Origin of the sequence: uncultured Porphyromonas sp. (assembly GCF_938039215.1) — a bacterium.
In the GTDB taxonomy this organism is placed as follows: domain Bacteria; phylum Bacteroidota; class Bacteroidia; order Bacteroidales; family Porphyromonadaceae; genus Porphyromonas.
This window is the reverse complement of sequence record NZ_CALHVI010000028.1, coordinates 46,489-59,961: the sequence shown is the minus strand read 5'-3', so window position 1 is coordinate 59,961 and position 13,473 is coordinate 46,489. Positions and strand designations below refer to the sequence as shown.

The following is a 13,473-nucleotide window of genomic DNA, read 5'->3' as shown; positions in this document are numbered from 1 at the left end:
CCCTCCACATCAACGGTACGTTCAACATCCAGTATATGGCTCGTGACAATGAGATCATGGTCATCGAGTGTAACCTTCGTGCTTCACGTAGCTTCCCCTTCGTGAGTAAGGTACTCAAGATCAACTTCATCGAGCTAGCTACCCGCATCATGCTGGGGCAGCGTGTAGAGAAGCCCAATAAGAGCGCCTTCGATCTGGACTATGTGGGGATCAAGGCTTCGCAGTTCTCTTTCGCTCGTCTTCAGAAGGCTGACCCCGTGCTTGGTGTCGATATGATGAGCACTGGGGAGGTAGGCTGTCTTGGGGATGATACCAATGAGGCTATCCTCAAGTCCATGCTCTCCGTTGGCTATCGTATCCCGAAGCGGTCAGTACTACTCTCTACGGGTGGCTACAAGCAGAAGGTCGATATGCTTGATGCTGCGCATCTCCTGCACGAGCGAGGCTATGAGCTCTATGCTACACAGGGTACGCACGATATGCTTGCTGAGAATGGCATCCCATCAACTGTGGTCTTCTGGCCTACCGACGAAGGGAAGCACCCTCAGGCCCTCGACCTGCTCCATGAGAAGAAGATAGACATGGTGGTCAATATCAATAAGAACCTCACCGCTGGGGAACTGACCAATGGCTACCGTCTACGTCGTGCAGCGATCGACCTCAATATCCCCCTCTTGACGAATGCTCGTCTTGCCTCTGCCTTCATCACAGCCTTCTGCACGCTCCCCATTGAGGAGCTTCAGATCAAGAGCTGGGCAGAGTACAAGTAGTTTGCTTCTTCGCTCCTAGAGTGGCTGGATGCCACTTACCCAAAGGATTGGCCCCAAGACTCTAGCACAGAGCCTTGGGGCTAATCTTTTGAGGGCAGTCGTATGTCTAGGGCAGGAAGTTGAGTTCTTACTCGGCGATGCCTTGGGAGGATGCCTAGATATAGGTGAGGGGGAAAGCTCCTAGAGCCTTGGGAGCGCTACGGCAGATACGAAGACATGCACCTCACGGACACCACACGACTCTAGGAGATCGCAGAGTGAGAGGAGCGTCGATCCCGTGGTCAGAATATCATCAACGAGGAGGATGTGTTTTCCCCTGAGTTCGTCTAGTCGCTTGCGGTGGGGTGTTAGATAGAAGGCCTTCTGAGCATTCTCCATGCGCTCTTCTCGATGGAGGGTCGTCTGTGAATGGCTCTTCCGATGGCGAAGAAGGAGGTCCTCCCGACAAGGGACGTGGTAGTAGTGGGTGCTGAGTGCTTGAGCTAGGAGAGCAGCTTGATTGTAGCCTCTCTTCTCTAGGCGAGTGTCTTCGATGGGTACGGGGAGGATCAGGTCAATAGTGCCGACAGCGGGCTGGAGTCGCCCTTCCGTCAGTGCCGTCCGCACGATGAAGTCGGCTATCTCGGCATAGCCCCGATACTTGAGGGCAATGATGAGCTTATAGCCTGCAGAGCCATGCTGGTAGGTGAAGGGAGCTGAGAGCGAGCGAAAGAGGGGAGAGCCAAGAAGCCGTTCGCTAGCACGGGAGAAGAGTTCGTCGTAGCGAGGTAGGAGCTGACCGCACTCGAGGCAGACGCAGTGCTCTCTCAGCCCTAGGCGCATCCCACAGAGGGCGCAAGTACGGGGGTAGACGAGATCTGTGAGGAAGGATAGGATCGTCCTAAAGCTCGTCTTCATCATAGTCATGGCCTAGGAGCTCTTGGATCACGCTCTGCACCTCGTCATAGGCAAAGCCTCGATAAGCTCCGAAGCGAAGAAGACGCTCCCACACTTTCCTCTTCTCTAGAGACTTGGGGAGGCTACGGAGCTTACTCGTAAGAAGTGTATGTAGGCGCTCCTGTGTCTCATCGCCCGCTTCTTCGGTAAGCTCTTCGATCGCTTGTTCGATGAGGTCGGAAGGGATCCTGTGACGCTTGAGCTCTGCACGTATGCGGATCATGCCCCAGCCATTGAAGCGGTACTTGTCTCGGACAAAGGCTCGAGCAAAGCGCTCTGAGCTGAGGAAGCCTTCCCGCTCAAGTCGCTCAAGGATAGCAGGAGCTTCCTCCATAGGGAGCCCCCATGAGTAGAGCTTCCTACGGATATCTTCGGGAGAGTGCTCACTACGGGCGCAGTAGGTCGTGAGACGTGTGTAGGCTTGGTCAAGAGTGAGCTCTTGCTTCATGGTCGGTGCTAGGCGTGGTAGATGAGGTGGAGGAAGCGCTCCTTCCCACTTAGGTCGCTGATGAGCTGGGTAGAGCAGTGCTCTTTGCCGACGATCTTTTGGAGTGCTTGCTCCGTCTGGAGAGCATAGAGGGGGTTGAGTTCGACCCAAAGGCTCCCACCCGAGCGAAGGTAGCCCTGCTGGATGAGAGCTCCTAGAGCGAGGTAGTAAATAATAGGTGAAGCTTCGGGGGCAAATAGCGCTAGATGGGGCTCATGGAGGAGGACTTGTGGTGTCATCTCCATAGCCTCATCGGGATGGATATAGGGGGGATTGCTGACGATGAGGTCAAAGGGAGTGCTGGGGGGAGTATGCTCCTCGACGAGGGCGAAGAGATCCTTCTTCCATAGGGTGATATGACGGCCTGTCTCCTCACGAAGTGCCTCGAAGTTCCGCTGAGCTATAGGTATGGCTCCGCTAGAGACTTCGATAGCGAAGCTCTCTGAGACCTCGGGTAGGAGTGCCGTGAGAGCATGAGCGATACAGCCACTCCCCGTACCTACGTCGAGGAGACGCTGAGAGGCTTGGCTCTTAGGGTGCTGAAGGATGAGCTCAATGAGTTCCTCTGTCTCTGGACGAGGAATGAGCACCCCAGGAGCCACCTGTATGCGTTGTCCTGCGAAGAGGGTATAGCCCAGGGTGTACTGCAGGGGACTACCCTGAGAGAGCTCGTGGAGCATACGCTCTAGTCTCCCCGCCTCCAGAGGGGATAAAAGTGTATCTTTGTCTAGGAGAAGCAGGTGCGTCCTAGAGCAGTCTAGGACTTCCTCAAGTAGCTGACGAGTGATCTCTCTGCTCTCCGAAGGGTCATAGAGCTTCGAGAGATGCTCTTGAGCTACATACTCGAATGATCGAATCGTATCCACCATAAAGCAAATATAGCGAATACAGATGACAGATGATGAGCGCTACATGCTCCGAGCTCTAGAGCTAGCATCACTGGGGATGGGGTCTACTGCACCCAATCCCATGGTCGGAGCTGTCCTCGTCCACGAGGGACGAATCATCGGTGAGGGGTATCATCATCGTAGTGGTATGCCCCACGCTGAGGTCATGGCCGTAGCCAGTGTACAAGCGCGTGACCTCCTTCCCCAGTCTACACTCTACGTGACGCTAGAGCCTTGCTCGCACCATGGGAAGACTCCTCCCTGCGCAGAGCTCATTATCCGAGAGCGCATCCCTCGGGTAGTAGTGGCTACACAAGATCCCTTCCCTCGGGTCTCGGGTAGAGGCATACAGCTCCTAAGAGAAGCAGGGGTAGAAGTCATCGTCGGAGTACTGGAGGAAGAGGCTCTGCGCCTCAATGCTCCCTTCATCACAGCACAGACGAAGCACCGCCCCTTCGTCACACTGAAGTGGGCTCAGAGCATGGATGGCTTCATCGACCGCCTCCGTGAGGATCGTACGATGAGCCCCGTGATCTTCAGTTCGCCCCTGCAGCAGCGTCTGGTGCATGCCGAGCGGATGCGACACGATGCCATCCTCGTAGGATATAGGACAGCCCTGCTGGATGATCCTCAGCTCACCAATCGTCTGTGGTACGGGAAGAGCCCACTACGCATCGTCCTAGATCCTCGCTTACAACTTCCCCACGACCTTAGACTCTTTAGGGATCAGCTTGCTCCTACTTGGGTGATCTACCTTTGTGGAGTAGAGCCTCCAGCTGAGCCTATGGAGGGTGTACGCTACCTAGAGCTAGAGGGGGAGCGCATTGAGGCCTCGGTCTTGCTGTCGCTCCTACACCGAAAGGGGGTGCAGTCGCTCCTTGTCGAGGGAGGTGCTTCGACACTGGAGTGCTTCCTCGAGAGTCAGCTCTATGATCAGCTCCTCATCGAGGTGAGCCCTCGCCCTCTAGGTAGGGGAGTACCTGCCCCTGCTATCAGAGACCTAGAGTAGGGGATCGACCTACTATATATAAAGGACTTGCCCCAAGGTGCGAGCTTATACGCTCAGTCACCTTGGGGCAAGTTCGTTGGTACGGGGAGTGAGGATTAGATCCTCATGCTCCTAGTAGTTGTGACCATTGGGGTCGAGGATCTCCTTTCTCGTGATCTTGTGTAGGTCAAGGGCACGCCAAGCATAGACGATATATGCCAGGACGAAGGGGATGAGGAGTGAGACCACGCTCATCGCCTTGAGGGTGAAGGGGCTGGATGAGCTATTGCGGATGTTCAGCGAGTTATTGATGATCTCGGGCATCTCAGGGCTATAGGCGGGGTAGAAGGAGGTATTGTTCCACCCAGCGATGAGTAGCAGAGCCAGAGCCGTCAGTACGACACCGATACCCTCGAGCCAGATCCCCTTGCGGAATCCCTCCTTGAGGAGCGTCAGCAGGATCCCTGCTAGCACGAGGACTACCCCGATGAAGAAGACGGCGAAGACGGCGGGCATCTCGATGAGATTGAGCCAGTACTTGTAGTCGACGAGGAAGGTGACCTCAGGGTGAGCAGGATCATAGCCAAAGCCCTGCTTAGTCAGTAGGAAGAAGAGCCAAGCGAGGAAGAGGAGGAGGAAGGCAGCCGCATTCCAAGGGAGGGCACTGCGCGAACGCTTGTAGATCGTCTCATCATCGATGTTGTTGATGAAGAAGAGAAGCGCTGTCGTGCGGGAGAGGAAGAAGACGGCTAGGCCGAAGACGACATTCCAGACGTTGAGCACTGCCTCTAGTCCGTGGAGCTGGAGACCCTTGTAGGGGAGCCACTGAGAGATGATCTGGTTAGCTCCGGAGAGGTCTGCGATGGCATCACGGTTCACCACGAAGGTCGATCCCGTGAAGAAGGTCGAGACGGCTGCTCCGAGGAGGATAGGAGCCAGGAGCCCATTGATGAAGAGGAAGATCTGGTAGGTACGGCTACCGAGCACGTTCCCATTCTTATTCTGATACTCGTAGGAGACTGCCTGGATGATGAAGCAGAAGAGGATGAGCATCCACACCCAGTAAGCTCCACCGAAGCTCGTCGAGTAGAAGAGGGGGAAGGAGGCGAAGAAGCCCCCACCGAAGACCACAAGGGTCGTGAAGGTGAACTCCCACTTACGCCCGACGGAGTTCACGAGGAGCTTGCGCTCCACCTGCTCCTTGCCGATGCTGAAGAAGAGTGATTGTCCCCCCTGGACGAAGAGGAGGAAGACGAGAAGAGCCCCGAGGACAGAGACTAAGAGCCACCAGTATTCTTGGAAGAATGCGTAGTCCATAATTGATCGTTTGCTTAGATAATAAATGTACTTCGTCAGGGAGGCTTAGTGCTTATCTGGCCCCTGCTTGATCGCCTTGCGCATGATGTTGATCTCAGCGACGAGCATGATCGTGAAGAGGAGGAAGAAGAGCGTGAAGGTGATCATCACCGAGGAGGCTTCGATCTTCGAGATAGCGGCCTTGACAGGGAGGAGGTTCTGGATCGTCCAGGGTTGGCGTCCTACCTCAGCTACGACCCAGCCGGCTTCACTAGCGATCCATGCCAGAGGGGTGAGGATGAGCGAGGTCCAGAGGAGCCAGCGTGTAGACTCGATCTTGTCATTGCGCTTGTAGGCGTACCAGGTCAGGATCAGGAGGAGCAGGATGAAGGCGCCACCTAGACCGACCATGATGCGGAAGGAGTAGTACGTGAGAGGCACGTTGGGCATGGTCTCATACTTGCTGGTGAAGTAGCCATAGCCATAGTAGGGGAAGTGCTCCATCAGCACAGCTCGGTGCTGCTCAGCGGAGATGCTATCACCAGCCTTGCTCGCTGCACGGAAGGCGTTGAGGGCATCGATAGCGATACGACCACGACGCATCTTCTCTTCGATCGATAGAGCCGTCTGCCCGTCTGGCTGACGATAGCCCCCCTCGAGGATGTTGTTGATCCCTGGGACGTAGTGCGTACCCGTGCCTGCTACCATGAAGGAGAGGAGGCGGGGAGCCTCGATGTTGAAGAGGTGAGAGGGCTTACCATCATCGGGAAGCTGCTTGTCGGGATTGAGCAGGCCGATGATACCGAGACCGACACCTTCGCCATTCTCAGTGCAGCCTTCGCTGGTGCACTTACCCGTGTCATAGATGGCCTCCATGGCGGCGAGCTTCATGGGCTGGTTGGTAGCGACATCGACAGCAGAGCTGTGCCCCGTCATAGCCGTCAGCAGAGCTGCTACGAGACCGAAGGGAGCGATGATCTTGAGGTTGCGACGAGCGAACTCTACATTGCGCTTACGCAGGAGATAGAGAGCACAGACTCCGAGGGCGAAGAAGGTACCCAGCGTCCAGGACGAGGTCACTGTGTGAAGAAACTTCACGATCGCCGTGGGGGAGAGGGCTACGGCCCAGAAGTCGTTCATCTCGTTGCGCATCGTCTCGGGGTTGAAGACCATCCCCTGAGGGTTCTGCATCCAAGCATTAGCGACGAGGATCCATACCGCAGAGATCGTTGCTCCGATGATGGTGAGCCAGCTGGAGGCTAAGTGGAAGCCCTTGCTGACCTTGCCCCATCCGAAGAACATCACGGCGATGAAGGTCGACTCCATGAAGAAGGCGAGGATCCCTTCGATAGCCAGAGGTGCGCCGAAGATGTCACCGACGAACCAGCTGTAGTTCGACCAGTTGGTACCGAACTGGAACTCTAGGATGATCCCAGTAGCGACACCGATGGCGAAGTTGATCCCGAAGAGCTTCTGCCAGAACTGGGCCGACTTCTTCCAGAATTCGTCACCGCTACGATAGTATTTCGTCTCCGCCAGCGACATGATGACGCCGAGACCTAGGGTCAGCGGGACGAAGAGCCAGTGATACATGGCCGTCAGCGCAAATTGCGCTCGTGACCAAGAGACTAATGATTCTACATCCATGTGTAAATAGTTATTTGTACTTGAGAATTTATATTCGGTCTAAGTGATGTGTCCAACTTAGTGGGGGAGTGTGTCCCCTGGTGCTCGGCGGTCAAGGAGTTCGCTTCCGACGAACTCAGACTTATCTATATGTTGCTCTGCGGCCTGCTGCTTCACGTGATTGGGGAAGAAGAATACCCGTAGGATGGCAAACATAATGAAGAGCTTGAGTGCAATGATGAGCCAGAGCTTCTTGCTCGTAGGTGTGAGGCCACGGAAGCCATCACGGTAGAAGCGATAGGCACGCACGAAAGGATTTGGTCTAGGTGTCTCAGTCGGCATAAGGTCGATGAGGTATATAATTTGAGTGTTACTTACTTATACTTATTTGTTCGGGCAAAGATAGGAATAAACTAGGGATTAGACCTAAGAATATGGCAGGATGACGAGGAAGTTACCCCTTTTATATCAATAGGTTTTATCTATGGGGTAATTTATGGAATTTATTCATCCATGGATGATGCTACTTTTTCCCTCTTTTAGATAGCAGTTATCCTTTAGGATAAGTTTGATCACGAAGATATATTTCTGGACGTCATTCTTCCTAGATGATCACTTTGTAGATCACATTCATAGCTCCCTCAAGTGACCCATACATGGGTCGCTCTTGTACCCCATGAATGGGTCGCCTCGGTACCCCATACATGGGTCCCTAGGAGGGGGTATGTATGCCTCGCTATGGATCTGCTTACTCGGGCTGAGTCAAGCGCCGTGAGCGTCTGGGGCAAAGGCTATCCGTGGAAATTAACTTATTTTTGTTTAGGCTCTAGTGGCCTGAACTCTTTATCGACAGCATGGCAAGAATAATGACCAAGACCGGGGATCGGGGCACCACAGGTATTTTCGGTGGTGAACGTGTCCCCAAAGATGATATACGTATCGAGGCCAATGGTACGATGGATGAGCTGAATGCTCATCTAGGGCTTATCCGCTCGCACCTCTCAATGGAGGATCCCCGACATCGCTTCTTCGGTGAGGTGCAGATGCGTATCATGCAGGCCATGAGCCTCATCGCTACTCGGAGTGAACGTAGAGAGGAGAATCCTAATCACTTCGAGCTGTCATGGGTCGAGGAGCTGGAGGCTGAGACGGCCCGACTGATGAAGGAGCTTCCTGAGAATGGCTTCTTTATCCTCCCTGGAGGGACCCCTCTCTCGGCGGAGATGCAGCTGGCACGAACGGTCGCCCGCCGAGCTGAGCGACGGCTCTGGACCCTTGACCGCCTTGATCCCCTCCCCGAGGGACTGATCCCTTGGGTCAATCGTATGAGCGACTGGCTCTTCGTCTCTACTAAATGGGAGATGAACCAGCAGGGCTGGCCCGAGGATCGCTGGCAGGCCTTTAGCTACAAACGTAAGCGCAAGAAGGAAGGTGAGTAATATGAAGCATCAAGAGCTTGCCCCGCTGATGTTCGTCGGTACGGGGAGTGATGTCGGCAAGAGCATCCTCACGGCAGGCTTCTGCCGCATCTTCCTGCAGGATGGCTATCATCCAGCCCCATTCAAGGCGCAGAATATGGCACTCAATTCCTTCGTCACCGAGGAGGGGCTTGAGCTCGGTCGTGCCCAAGCGGTACAAGCCGAAGCCGCAGGGATACCCTGCCATACGGATATGAATCCCGTCCTCCTGAAGCCGAGCTCAGATAAGACCTCGCAGGTGATCCTCCATGGTCGCCCCATAGGCAACAAGGATGCCTATCAGTACTTCCGTACCGTCGGGCGAGGCGAACTCAGAGGAGAGGTGCATGCCGCCTTCGATCGACTGAAGGCTCGCTACTGCCCCATCGTGATGGAGGGGGCAGGGAGTATCTCCGAACTCAATCTTCAGGATTCGGACATCGTCAACATGCCTATGGCAGCCTATGCAGGAGCTCGAGTCATCCTCGTGGCTGATATCGATCGTGGGGGAGTCTTCGCCTCGGTCTACGGCTCCGTGATGCTTCAGAAGCCCGAGTATCGTAGCCTCATCGCAGGGGTGATCATCAATAAGTTCAGAGGCGATCTCCGACTCTTTGACGAGGGACGCAAGCTCCTCGAGGAGCTCTGTGGAGTACCCGTCCTCGGGGTCGTCCCCTATCTCACGGATGTACATATCGAGGAGGAAGATTCGGTAGCGCTCTCTCGGCGTGCCTTCTCCTCCCAGCAGGGCAAGGTGAATATCGCCGTCGTCCTCCTACGCTATATCTCCAACTATACCGACTTCGCCCGTCTGGAGCAGGATGAACGGATCCACCTCTTCTATACCAATAATGTCGAGGAGCTCCAGAGTGCAGACATCATCATCGTCCCAGGAAGCAAGAGCACCCTCTCCGACCTCTACGAGCTACGACGCAATGGGGTAGCGCAAGCGATCGTCCGTGCTCATCGTGCGGGGAAGACCATCCTCGGGATCTGTGGCGGCTATCAGATCCTCGGGCAGGAGGTCATCGATCCCCATGGTGTCGAGGGTGAGCTCCACCGCCTCCCTGGTCTAGGGCTCCTGCCCATCACCACCGAGATGGCGGCCGAGAAGGTCACGACACAGGCTAGCTTCACCCTCCTTGATGATCCCGCACCCTGCACGGGCTACGAGATCCACATGGGGCAGAGTCGTGTCGTCGAGGGCTTTGAGCCTTCTCCCCTAGTACGCATGTCCGATGGTCGTGAGGAGGGCTATCTAGCTGGCACCCACTGCATGGGTACCTACCTCCACGGGATCCTCGACAATGCGGTCTTCGTGGACTATCTGCTTCGCCCCTTCGCTGATCGCATCCAAGACACGGGTGCGAGCTGGGACTACGAAGCCTTCAAGCAAGAGCAGTACGATCGTCTCGCCGAGCATCTCCGACAGCATGTAGACCTCGAGCGTATCTACCAGATCATGACCCTATGAGGAACGGACACGGAGATGACCTTCATCGCTATGAAGGGATCAAGGCAAACTTCAGCTCCAATGTGACGAGTCTGACCTCGGCAGACGACCTTCGTGCCTATCTCAGGGAGCAGATCGACTGCATCGGGTCATACCCAGATCCTACAGCCTCTTCGCTCGGGAGAGCCCTATCCTCGCACCATGGACTCTCAGAGGATGAAGTCCTCGTGACGAGTGGAGCTACCGAGGCGATCTACCTCCTAGCGCAGACCTACCGCTCGAGGACGCACTACTATGGGCCTCGACCTACCTTCAGTGAGTACCGAGATACGGGAGCTCTCTTTGCTCGGGAGCAGTGTCAGCTCACGGAGCTAGATCCCCATGAGCATCAGCGACTCGGGCTCTACTGGCTTTGCTCCCCCAACAATCCTACGGGCGAAGTCTATCCGCTCGCCGAGCTCCAGAGGCTCTGGCGGAGCTATCCGAACATCTACTTCGTCATCGATAGTTCCTACAGCTACTTCACAGAGGCGGAGCTCCCCGATCCACGAGTGACGCTGGAGCACTTCCCCAATGTGATCTTTGTGGCTTCCCTCACCAAGCGCTATGCGATGCCAGGTCTCCGCCTGGGCTACATCATGGCTCGTCGGGAAGTCATCGAGGAGCTAAGTGCCTATGCTCCCCCTTGGTCTGTCGCTTCGCTCGCTATTGCTGCGGGTGAATGGATCGTGGAGCAGGGCTTCCCAGACCTCCTCGATAAGTCGCTCCTCTTCGCTGAGTGCCGACGGCTGTGGCAGGCGATCGATGAGCTTCCGCACTTCAGACCTTGCCCTACAGAGACACATTTCTTCCTCGTGCACTGTGACCATCCCAGCATCTCCAGTGGTGCTGCACTCAAGACACTCCTAGCTCGTCGCTATGGGCTTCTGGTGCGTGACGCAACGAACTTTGGCTATTCCGAGCCAACGATCCGTATAGCTACCCAGCGCCCCGAGGAGAATGACCTCCTCATAGAGGCGCTCACCGACATATCCTCATCGACTACGCTCCCATGCTTCGAGTAGAGGTCATCATCCCCCTAGCCCTAGAGGGGCTCTTTAGCTACCTCGTCCCCGAAGAGCTCCTTTGTGATGCTCCAGACTTCGGGGTGGGCTGTCGTGTCGTAGTCCCCTTTGGACGAAAGCGATACTATACGGGGATGGTCTTCTCTCTATGGGAGGAGGAAGCAGGTGGGAGCTACAAGCAGGTAGAGCAGATCCTTGACGCTCGACCCATCCTCGCCCTAGAGACGCTCCGTCTCTGGCAGTGGATGGCTTACTACTACTGCTGTCCCATCGGCTCCGTCCTTCGTGATGCTCTGCCCTCGGGACTTCTACCAGAGAGCAAGACGATGCTCCTCATAAATCCCGACTTCGAGGCTACGGAGCCCCTCTCGGAGGTAGAGCTTTCGATCCTGGATCAGCTCACCGCACAGCGGGGTAAGGCCGTCTCTACCGAGCGTCTGGAGCATCTCCTAGGACGACGGCTCACCCGACCTCTCCTGCATCTCATCTCCTTAGGGGCGATCCTTCCCGATGAGCAACTTCAGCCTCGCTATCGCCCCAAGGTCGCTCGTTATCTCCGTCTAGCACAGAGCTACCAGAAGGACGAAGAGGCCCTAGCCTCGGTCTTCGATACCCTCGGACGAGCCCCTCGACAGGCGGAGCTCCTCACGGCCTTCATCCAAGGTCTAGAGCGGACAGGGCAGAGCCTAGAGGGAAGTCTCCATCGCTCCATGCTCCTCGAGACCCTCCCTCAGGGAGACGCTCCGCTGCGTAGCTTGATCGCCAAGGGAATACTGGAGCAGATCGAAGCTCCCCAAAGTCGCCTGCGGGAGCATGCCACAGAGACGGAGCAGCAACCGCTATCCGAGGTGCCCCCTCTGACGTATCCCGTCACCCTCTACTATGCCGAGGAGGTCAGTGCTAAGGAAGAGTATATCCTAGCTCAGATCGCCCGTACACTAGCTGAGGGAGGCCAAGTCCTCTACCTCACCCCTTCGGTACATTCAGTCCCTTCGGCCTTTGGTTTCCTCCAGCGTCTGGAGGCATTAGCATCAGGGTGCTACTATCCCTATCATAGCCTCATCAGTGAGGCCGTACGGGTAGAGACCTATATGCGCCTCTCCCAGCTTACGACCCCAGCCCTTGTCGTGGGGACACGCTCAGCGATCTACCTACCTCTGCCTCGCCTCAGGCTCGTCATCATCGATGAGGAGCAGGAGTATCTCTACAAGCAACAGCTTGTTGCCCCCCGCTATCATGCTCGGGATGTAGCTCTATGGCGAGCGCATGAGGCGGGAGCTCAGGTGCTCCTCGCCTCCATGACTCCTTCGGCGGAAGTGCTCTTCCATGCCCTTCGAGGGAAGTACCAGCTCCTTCGTCCTGAGGCTGCTTCTCCGAGCGCAGAGGAGGTGCTTCTCCCTACGATAGAGACCATCCATCTCAGACGCTTACGTTCGCTTCGTGAGGTGGCGTGGCAACATACGCTTACCCCTTACCTCATCGAGCGCATCAAGGATACTGTCGCCCGAGGGAAGAAAGTCCTTCTCCTCCAAAATCGCAGAGGCTACGCACCCTACATCCACTGCGACGCTTGCCAGCAGCGCATCCTCTGCCCCAACTGTGATGTGAGCCTCACCTACCATCGCTCACGACAGGCCCTCCTCTGTCATTACTGCGGGCATGTAGAGCCTCTTCCCGAGGCATGCCCACACTGTGGTGCTACCGAGGTCACGTCGAAGCAGGGGATGAAGCCTGCCCTAAGACAAGTCGGGTATGGGATCGAGCGAGTGGAGGAGGAGCTCGGAGAGCAACTACCGAGCCTAGAGGTACTTCGTATCGATAGCGATACGCTTGCTTCGAGGAAGAAGCAACTTGAGCTATTGGAGCGGATCGAATCAGGTTCGGCCGAGATCCTTCTCGGTACCCAACTGATCCGTAACCAACCGATATGGGATGATCTGGGACTGATCGCAGTCGTCCAGCTGGATGCTGTGCTGGGTGTCCCCGACTTCCGCTCTCAGGAGCGAGCCTACCAGCTTCTCCACCAGCTAAGACAGCGTACACGAGGGACGAAGGAGAGCCTCCCGACCTTCCTTCTGCAGACCAATGATCCTGAGACTCCCTTTGTGCGAGCTCTTCGAGAGGGGGATTATGATGCCTTCATGTCGGGGATCTTGGCAGAGCGAGAAGCTACTTCATTCCCACCCTTCACACGCTTGACTCATCTTTGGTTGAAGGGCAAGGATGAGCGACTGCTCTCCTCTGCTTCGTTGGTGCTCTCTCGCTACCTACAAGCCCTTCTCCCAGGAGAACGAGTGACGGACCCGCAGACACCCCACGTAGGACGTATCGAAGGCTACTATCTGAGACAGATCGTCATCCGCCGTCCCTTCCGACAGTCGTATCGGGAGGAGCGAGAGGCCTTTGTATCCGCTCTGCACCAGCTACGCCTATCCGTACCGGAGAGCACACGCCTACAGATCTACTACGATGTAGATCCACTATAAGAGTAAGTATAGGGAAAGGGTGG

At 55.9% G+C, this 13,473-nt stretch carries 11 protein-coding genes and 1 pseudogene; 6 read left to right on the top strand and 6 right to left on the bottom strand.

Going from position 1 to position 13,473, the window contains the following annotated elements; translation table 11 throughout:
* Positions 1 to 770 (top strand): annotated as a pseudogene (locus Q0336_RS03790) (carbamoyl phosphate synthase large subunit); the annotation flags it as partial.
* A gap of 180 nt (positions 771 to 950) precedes the next feature.
* Here the strand turns inward: Q0336_RS03790 and Q0336_RS03785 are convergent.
* The 3 genes from Q0336_RS03785 to Q0336_RS03775 are packed head-to-tail and all read right to left on the bottom strand — an operon-like array spanning position 951 to position 3,062.
* Positions 951 to 1,670, bottom strand: coding sequence for a phosphoribosyltransferase family protein (locus tag Q0336_RS03785; RefSeq protein WP_298525873.1), 720 nt, complete (start codon positions 1,668 to 1,670; stop codon positions 951 to 953).
* Positions 1,651 to 2,154 (bottom strand): regulatory protein RecX, encoded by a 504-nt coding sequence (locus Q0336_RS03780; RefSeq protein ID WP_298525872.1) that lies wholly within the window; start codon positions 2,152 to 2,154, stop codon positions 1,651 to 1,653. The genes Q0336_RS03785 and Q0336_RS03780 overlap by 20 nt, the downstream gene beginning before the upstream one ends.
* Positions 2,155 to 2,162: 8 nt before the next feature.
* Positions 2,163 to 3,062 (bottom strand): HemK/PrmC family methyltransferase, encoded by a 900-nt coding sequence (locus Q0336_RS03775; RefSeq protein ID WP_298525870.1) that lies wholly within the window; start codon positions 3,060 to 3,062, stop codon positions 2,163 to 2,165.
* Between the two features lie 22 nt (positions 3,063 to 3,084).
* Between Q0336_RS03775 and ribD the strand changes: the two genes are divergently transcribed.
* On the top strand, positions 3,085 to 4,089 hold the full coding sequence (ribD, locus tag Q0336_RS03770; RefSeq protein ID WP_298525868.1) for a bifunctional diaminohydroxyphosphoribosylaminopyrimidine deaminase/5-amino-6-(5-phosphoribosylamino)uracil reductase RibD: 1,005 nt from the start codon (positions 3,085 to 3,087) through the stop codon (positions 4,087 to 4,089).
* Positions 4,090 to 4,200: 111 nt separating this feature from the next.
* Here ribD and Q0336_RS03765 read toward each other — a convergent pair whose 3' ends face one another.
* Genes Q0336_RS03765 through Q0336_RS03755 form a run of 3 tightly spaced genes read right to left on the bottom strand, consistent with a single transcriptional unit; the run spans position 4,201 to position 7,332 of the window.
* Positions 4,201 to 5,385, bottom strand: coding sequence for a cytochrome d ubiquinol oxidase subunit II (locus tag Q0336_RS03765; protein WP_298525866.1), 1,185 nt, complete (start codon positions 5,383 to 5,385; stop codon positions 4,201 to 4,203).
* Positions 5,386 to 5,430: 45 nt separating this feature from the next.
* Positions 5,431 to 7,011 carry a cytochrome ubiquinol oxidase subunit I gene (locus tag Q0336_RS03760; protein ID WP_298525864.1) on the bottom strand — a complete coding sequence of 527 codons (1,581 nt, stop codon included), beginning with the start codon at positions 7,009 to 7,011 and terminating at the stop codon, positions 5,431 to 5,433.
* A gap of 57 nt (positions 7,012 to 7,068) precedes the next feature.
* Entirely contained in the window at positions 7,069 to 7,332 is a 264-nt protein-coding gene (locus Q0336_RS03755; protein WP_298525862.1) for a DUF4492 domain-containing protein, read from the bottom strand.
* 512 nt (positions 7,333 to 7,844) lie between these two features.
* Here Q0336_RS03755 and Q0336_RS03750 point away from each other — a divergent pair.
* From Q0336_RS03750 to priA, 4 genes are read left to right on the top strand one after another with little or no spacing between them, the layout of a single operon-like run.
* Positions 7,845 to 8,429 carry a cob(I)yrinic acid a,c-diamide adenosyltransferase gene (locus Q0336_RS03750; RefSeq protein WP_298525860.1) on the top strand — a complete coding sequence of 195 codons (585 nt, stop codon included), beginning with the start codon at positions 7,845 to 7,847 and terminating at the stop codon, positions 8,427 to 8,429.
* 1 nt (position 8,430) lies between these two features.
* A complete protein-coding gene (locus tag Q0336_RS03745) occupies positions 8,431 to 9,921 on the top strand; it encodes a cobyric acid synthase (RefSeq protein ID WP_298525858.1) in 1,491 nt (496 codons plus the stop codon).
* Positions 9,918 to 10,964: an aminotransferase class I/II-fold pyridoxal phosphate-dependent enzyme gene (locus Q0336_RS03740; protein ID WP_298525856.1), complete on the top strand. Its 1,047-nt coding sequence runs from the start codon at positions 9,918 to 9,920 to the stop codon at positions 10,962 to 10,964. Before Q0336_RS03745 ends, Q0336_RS03740 begins: the two co-directional genes overlap by 4 nt.
* The gene (gene priA / locus Q0336_RS03735) at positions 10,952 to 13,450 is read left to right on the top strand and encodes a primosomal protein N' (protein WP_298525854.1); all 2,499 of its coding nucleotides are present in this window, start codon (positions 10,952 to 10,954) and stop codon (positions 13,448 to 13,450) included. Before Q0336_RS03740 ends, priA begins: the two co-directional genes overlap by 13 nt.
* Positions 13,451 to 13,473 lie beyond the last annotated feature (23 nt).

Bases quoted from the DNA above. Each gene is read 5' to 3' on its own strand.
- Q0336_RS03750 (WP_298525860.1), top strand. From the start codon at position 7,845: ATGGCAAGAATAATGACCAAGACCGGGGATCGGGGCACCACAGGTATT.
- priA (WP_298525854.1), top strand. From the start codon at position 10,952: ATGCTTCGAGTAGAGGTCATCATCCCCCTAGCCCTAGAGGGGCTCTTT.
- Q0336_RS03785 (WP_298525873.1), bottom strand. From the start codon at position 1,670: ATGATGAAGACGAGCTTTAGGACGATCCTATCCTTCCTCACAGATCTC.
- Q0336_RS03765 (WP_298525866.1), bottom strand. From the start codon at position 5,385: ATGGACTACGCATTCTTCCAAGAATACTGGTGGCTCTTAGTCTCTGTC.
- Q0336_RS03775 (WP_298525870.1), bottom strand. From the start codon at position 3,062: ATGGTGGATACGATTCGATCATTCGAGTATGTAGCTCAAGAGCATCTC.
- Q0336_RS03755 (WP_298525862.1), bottom strand. From the start codon at position 7,332: ATGCCGACTGAGACACCTAGACCAAATCCTTTCGTGCGTGCCTATCGC.
- ribD (WP_298525868.1), top strand. From the start codon at position 3,085: ATGACAGATGATGAGCGCTACATGCTCCGAGCTCTAGAGCTAGCATCA.
- Q0336_RS03760 (WP_298525864.1), bottom strand. From the start codon at position 7,011: ATGGATGTAGAATCATTAGTCTCTTGGTCACGAGCGCAATTTGCGCTG.
- Q0336_RS03740 (WP_298525856.1), top strand. From the start codon at position 9,918: ATGAGGAACGGACACGGAGATGACCTTCATCGCTATGAAGGGATCAAG.
- Q0336_RS03745 (WP_298525858.1), top strand. From the start codon at position 8,431: ATGAAGCATCAAGAGCTTGCCCCGCTGATGTTCGTCGGTACGGGGAGT.
- Q0336_RS03780 (WP_298525872.1), bottom strand. From the start codon at position 2,154: ATGAAGCAAGAGCTCACTCTTGACCAAGCCTACACACGTCTCACGACC.